The following is a 5,170-nucleotide window of genomic DNA, read 5'->3' as shown; positions in this document are numbered from 1 at the left end:
CGGCCCATCACCGTCAGCGGGATGTCGTCGGACGATGAGAGTACGAAGATGCGGGCCCGCCTTGAGCCGAGCCGTCCGCGACAACCGCGGGAGGTGCGGTGATGAACAAGCCCTCTCCCGCTCACGACGCACAGGTCCCGCGCCGCGGCAGTGCCGTCGCGCAGCCACCCGGACGCGTCGAGGCCACGCAGTTCAAGAACCAGACGTTCACGGTCCTCGCGCGCGACCACGAACTCACTGTGGACCAACCGGTCGAGGCCGGCGGCGACAACGAAGGGCCCACCCCGGTGGAACTCCTCGTCGCCTCCCTGGCGTCCTGCGTCACCTACTACGCGGGCCGCTTCCTCCAGCGCCACCAGCTGCCCCACCAACACCTACGGGTCGAGGCGGACTTCACCATGGCCGATGACGGACCCGCACGGGTCGCGTCCGTGCGCACGCGTATCGTGCTGCCGCTGGAGCTGAGCCCGGAGCGGAAGCAGGCGCTGCGCGCGGTGGTCGGCCACTGCACCGTGCGCAACGTTGCGGCAGCCTCCCGAGGTCACGGTCGAACTCAGCTGATCCGCGACCTGGGACCCGAGGGCTTCGGGCCGGGAGTCGGGGCGGCAGCGTGACACGGGCCCCACCGCGGGATTCCGAGTGCCCTGTCGCCGTGGTCCCTCGGTGAACCCGCACCCTCAACGAACTCTGCAGGGTCCGTACCAACCGATCGGCACGGGCCCGGCAGAACCGCCCCTTCTATACCCGCGCCAACTCGCCCGCGACGCGCTTCGCCCACGCCTTGATCTCGGCGAAGTCCCGGAAGTCGCCGCCCTTGCCCGAAGAGATGATCTTCCGGGCGATGAATCCCTTCGCTCCCTCTTCGAGGCAGCCCCCGAAGGTGACGTGTTCCCTGGCGTCGAGCCGGATCATGGCCCGTTTCACTCCGGGCACGGGCGGGATGTCCCGTTCCGAGGCAGAGGCGTCGAGCGGGCCGCTGCTGAACAACCACAGCGGGCGTCCGGTCAGTGCACGACGGTGGTGGCGGAGGAAGCGGCGGGCGTCCTTCTGCCAGCGTCCGGCGTACACGCCACCTCCGACCACGACGGCCTCGTACGACGCCACGCTCGCCACCGACCGGGCCGGCAGTACGTCGACCGTCAGTCCGTCCTCGCGCAGAACCTTGGCCACGGCCTCAGCGATCTCCGCGGTGGATCCGTTCGTCGTTCCGTAGGCGACCAACACACTGCTGGGCATGGCGATCCGCCTCCTTTCCCATCAGAGCTTGCGCAGCCAGTCGTCGGCCACGCCGTGTACGGCCGGCTCGTCGGGGCGCAGGTGCGCGTCGTCCAGCCGGTAGGTGAGTTTGCCGACCACGCCGACCACACCGTCGACCTGCCTGGTCATGGAAACGGCGATCTCGGTCTCGCTCTTGCGCTCCATGTGGCCGGCCAGCGTGACGACGCCTTCCGTGACGGAGACGTCGACGCCGCTCGGCGCCAGCCACAGCGTGCGGACCAGCACTTCGTCGATCACCTCTTTACGGATCTCCGCGTCGGGCCGCAGGAAGACCTGGAGCAGGTCGCGCCGGGTGACGATGCCGACGAGCCGGTTCTCCTCGTCCAGCACCGGCAGCCGTTCCACGCGCCGCTGCGCCATGGTCCGGGCGGCCTGGACGATGGTGTCGTCGGCGTGTGCGACGACAGGCGGCTCGGTCATCAGCTGACCGGCGGTGCGTGCCTTCTCCTTCGCCGCCTGCCGCCTGGCGCCGCGCGTCAGACCGGCGAGCCCCAAGCCGTGCCTCGGCGGTTCGTACGGGTCCGGGGTCGCCGCCTGCCGCACCATCAGGTCCGTCTCGGAGATGACTCCGATGACGTGGTCGTCCTCGTCGACGACCGGCAGCCCGCTGATCCGGTGGTCGGCGAGCAGCCGTGCCACCTCCTTGAACGGGGTGCCGTACTCGGCCCGGACGACCTCAGTGGTCATCACGGAGCCGACCTTGTTGTGCTTCATGTCCGTTCCTTCCTCACCGAAGTCGGCGCAGATAGGGGTCCTGGGGCCTGCGCGGCAGCAGGCGCAGCCGTGCGTCCAGCACGGTGACCGCGCCCGGTGTCGCGAGGACGGGGTTGAAGTCCGCCTCGGCCAGCTGTGGCAGATCGCTCGCCATGCGGGACAGCCTCAGCAGCAGCTGTTCCAGGCCTTCGAGATCGACCGGTCCGCTGCCGCGCGCACCGAACAGCAGAGGCGCGCAGCGCGGGGATGTGATCAGGTCGCGTACGTCATGGTCGGTGAGCGGGGCGAGCCGGGCAGCGTGGTCGGCCAGCACCTCCGTCGCCGTCCCGCCGAGTCCGAACAGGACGAGCGGGCCGAAAACCTCGTCCTGGACGACTCCCGCGAACAGCTCCGTGCCGCGCGCGGCGAGCGGCTGGACGACCACTCCGGTCATCAGGCCCGCGAACCGTGTCTCGAAGTCCCTGAAGGCGGCGCGTACTTGGGAGTCTCCCCGGAGGTCGAGGTGGACGGCGTGCTGCTCGCTCTTGTGTACGAGTCCGGGCCAGTGGGCCTTCATGACGACCCGCCCGTCGGTGCCGTGCAGCCGGTCGGCGGCGGTGACGGCCTCGTCCTCGGTCTCGGCCCAGGCCCAGGGCAGCTGGGGGATGCCGTAGCAGGACAGGAGTTCGGCGCAGGTGCGCGGGTCGAGCCAGCCGCCGTCGGTGTTCGCGGCGAGGTAGTTGTCGACGACCGTGTGGGCTCGCTCGGTGTCGACGCCTTGGAGGTCCGGGATCGTTCCGGCGGGGCGGCTCAGCCAGGCCGCGCGCTGTGCGGCGTGGGCCAATGCCCGTGCTGCTGCCTGGGGTTCGGCGTACGAGGGGATCGCGCCGCCGTCGGGGGTGGGCAGCAACCGGACCGGCTCGCCCTGTTCCAGACGTATCGCGGCGACGGGTCGTACCCGGCGTGCCGGGCCACGGGTGAGGGCCCGGACCAGGTCGTCGCCGGTCGCGGCGGCGACAGCGGTAGGAACGAGGGCCAGCAGGACGGCGTCGATGCCCGGGTACCGCATGATCCGGTCCACGCACTCGCTGAGCTGCTCTTCCGTCACCGCCGCGGTGGCGTCGACGGGGTTGCCGACGGCGGCCCCGTCGGGCAGTACGGCGAGCAGGTCGTCGACGGCCTCCGGGGTGAACGGGGGCAGGGCCAGGCCTGCCTCCGCGCAGGCGTCGGCCGCGAGGACGCCTGCGCCGCCGGCGTTGGTGACGATGGCCACCCGGGTGCCCGTCGGGAGCGGCTGGGAGTGCAACAGCGCGGCGGTTTCGAGGAGTTCACCGACCGAGCGGGTCGCGGTGATGCCGGCCTGGGTGAACAGTGCCTGCCGGGTCATGGTCCGGGTGGCGGCGGCAGCGGTGTGCGAGGCCGCCGCGCGCCGCCCCGCGTCGGTGCGGCCCGCGTCGACCGTCAGCACGGGGAAATGGCGGGTCGCGCGGCGGGCGGTACGGGAGAAGGCCCTCGGATTGCCGAACGACTCCAGGTGCAGCAACGCGATCTCGGTGCGGCCGTCGCTCTCCCACCACTGGAGCATGTCGTTGCCGCTGACGTCGTACTTGTCGCCGAGGGAGGCGAACGTCGAGACGCCGACACCGAGCCGGGACAGTCCGTCGAGCAGAGCGATGCCGACGCCGCCGGACTGCACGGCGACCCCCGCCGTGCCCGGGCGCGGATGCTCGGCGGCGAAGGTCGCGTCGAGCCGCAGTCCGGGTTCGGTGTTGGAGATGCCCAGGCAGTTGGGGCCGACAAGACGCATGCCGTACATCCGACAGGCCGCCAGCAACGCCCCGGCCTGGACGCTGTCCAGTCCCGCGGAAATGACGAGCAGCGCCCGCACTCCGGCCTTGCCGCACTCCTCGGCGGTGGCCGCGACGGCTGCGGCGGGCACCGCCACGATCACGAGATCAGGGGTTTTGGGCAGCGCGCCGACGGAGGGATGGGACGGCACCCCGAGGATCGAGGTGACACGGGGATTCACCGTGAACAGACGCCCGGTGAATCCACCCGCGTGCAGGTGGTGCAGAACCGCCCGGCCCACCGACCCCGGCCTGCGTCCCGCTCCGACGACGGCGACCGTGTGCGGACGCAGCAACGGCTCCAGGCTGGCCACGTCGGCGGTCCGGCCGCGCGCCTCGACGGCCGAGAGGTAGGTCTCGTCCTCGTCGAGCGCGATGGCACAGCTCGTCTCGGGGCCGTCGAGGCGTCGGTCGATGTGCAGGCCCAGGTCGGTGAAGAGCCGGAGCACCTCGTGGTTCTCGCTCAGCGCATCGGCCGTGAAGGTCCGGATGCCCTCCGTCCGGGCCGCCGAGACGAGGTGTTCGACAAGGAGTGTGCCGACCCCGCGGTGGTGCAGTCCGTCGGCGACGGCGATGGAGATCTCTGCCGAGTCGTCGGCGCCGACGGCGTCGTACTCGGCGAGACCGACCACCTGGCCCGTCACCTCGGCCAGCAGGGCCCGGTATCCGGTTCGTGCCGGTGCGCAGGCCCGGTCGGCGGCCATGACGGCCGACCGCCTGCTCGCCGCGAAGAACCGCAGACGCAGGTTCTCCGGGGACATCTCCTCGTAGAGCCCCTGCAACTGGTCGTGGTCGCCCGGTGCCACAGGACGTATGCGCACGGTGGTGCCGTCCGACAGCAGGGCGTGGACAGGTGGTCGGCTGAGTACGTCGTGCGTCATCGCGGGTCTCCTCCATGCCTTTCGACACCTTGAGCATCCAGCGGATCGGCGGGTGATCCCATGGGCTGTCCGGGGCTCGGCCGAGGGCCGGTCGGCCCTAAAACCCGCTGACCGTCCCCGGTCACAGCGATCGTCGGTTCGGGGCGCGAACAGCGGTAGCATCAGGGTGGTGCAGATCCCCGAGATGTCGCTGACGCCCGTGCGACTGTCGATGAGGACGTAGTCGTACGACGCCTTCATCTCCTCCCGCAGAGCCTGAAGGAACGAGCCGCCACCCAGACGCTCGTAGAACGCGCGCCAGGTGAGGCTCGTGACGTCCGCGGAGTACGAGGGGGACATCCGCCCCGCGGGCAGGAAGTCGAGCCGGCCGCCCGCCGGGAACCGCAGGTCCAGGCCGGTGGTGCGAGGGCCGAGCCGTACGTGGGAACGCAGTTCCTCGTCACTCATCACGGTGGTCCCGGCGCCGGGTTC

The 5,170-nt window shown here is 71.0% G+C and carries 4 protein-coding genes; 1 reads left to right on the top strand and 3 read right to left on the bottom strand.

The features are described 5' to 3' along the window. Nucleotides 1-101: 101 nt before the first annotated feature. The gene (locus STRTUCAR8_RS31675) at nt 102-614 is read left to right on the top strand and encodes an OsmC family protein (RefSeq protein WP_006380249.1); all 513 of its coding nucleotides are present in this window, start codon (nt 102-104) and stop codon (nt 612-614) included. A 124-nt stretch (nt 615-738) separates the two neighbouring features. Here STRTUCAR8_RS31675 and STRTUCAR8_RS31670 read toward each other — a convergent pair whose 3' ends face one another. Genes STRTUCAR8_RS31670 through STRTUCAR8_RS31660 form a run of 3 tightly spaced genes read right to left on the bottom strand, consistent with a single transcriptional unit; the run spans nt 739 to nt 4,699 of the window. Beyond that, nucleotides 739-1,236, bottom strand: a complete 498-nt coding sequence (locus STRTUCAR8_RS31670) for a flavodoxin domain-containing protein (protein WP_006380250.1) — start codon at nt 1,234-1,236, stop codon at nt 739-741. A 21-nt stretch (nt 1,237-1,257) separates the two neighbouring features. Then, nucleotides 1,258-1,992 (bottom strand): CBS domain-containing protein, encoded by a 735-nt coding sequence (locus tag STRTUCAR8_RS31665; RefSeq protein WP_006380247.1) that lies wholly within the window; start codon nt 1,990-1,992, stop codon nt 1,258-1,260. 13 nt (nt 1,993-2,005) lie between these two features. Continuing rightward, entirely contained in the window at nt 2,006-4,699 is a 2,694-nt protein-coding gene (locus tag STRTUCAR8_RS31660) for a bifunctional acetate--CoA ligase family protein/GNAT family N-acetyltransferase (RefSeq protein WP_044473239.1), read from the bottom strand. Nucleotides 4,700-5,170: the final 471 nt, after the last annotated feature.

This window comes from Streptomyces turgidiscabies Car8 (genome assembly GCF_000331005.1).
In the GTDB taxonomy this organism is placed as follows: domain Bacteria; phylum Actinomycetota; class Actinomycetes; order Streptomycetales; family Streptomycetaceae; genus Streptomyces; species Streptomyces turgidiscabies.
The sequence above is the reverse complement of the archived record's forward strand: the minus strand, read 5'-3'. Positions and strand labels throughout refer to the sequence as shown.

Bases quoted from the DNA above. Each gene is read 5' to 3' on its own strand.
- STRTUCAR8_RS31670 (WP_006380250.1), bottom strand. From the start codon at position 1,236: ATGCCCAGCAGTGTGTTGGTCGCCTACGGAACGACGAACGGATCCACC.
- STRTUCAR8_RS31675 (WP_006380249.1), top strand. From the start codon at position 102: ATGAACAAGCCCTCTCCCGCTCACGACGCACAGGTCCCGCGCCGCGGC.
- STRTUCAR8_RS31665 (WP_006380247.1), bottom strand. From the start codon at position 1,992: ATGAAGCACAACAAGGTCGGCTCCGTGATGACCACTGAGGTCGTCCGG.
- STRTUCAR8_RS31660 (WP_044473239.1), bottom strand. From the start codon at position 4,699: ATGACGCACGACGTACTCAGCCGACCACCTGTCCACGCCCTGCTGTCG.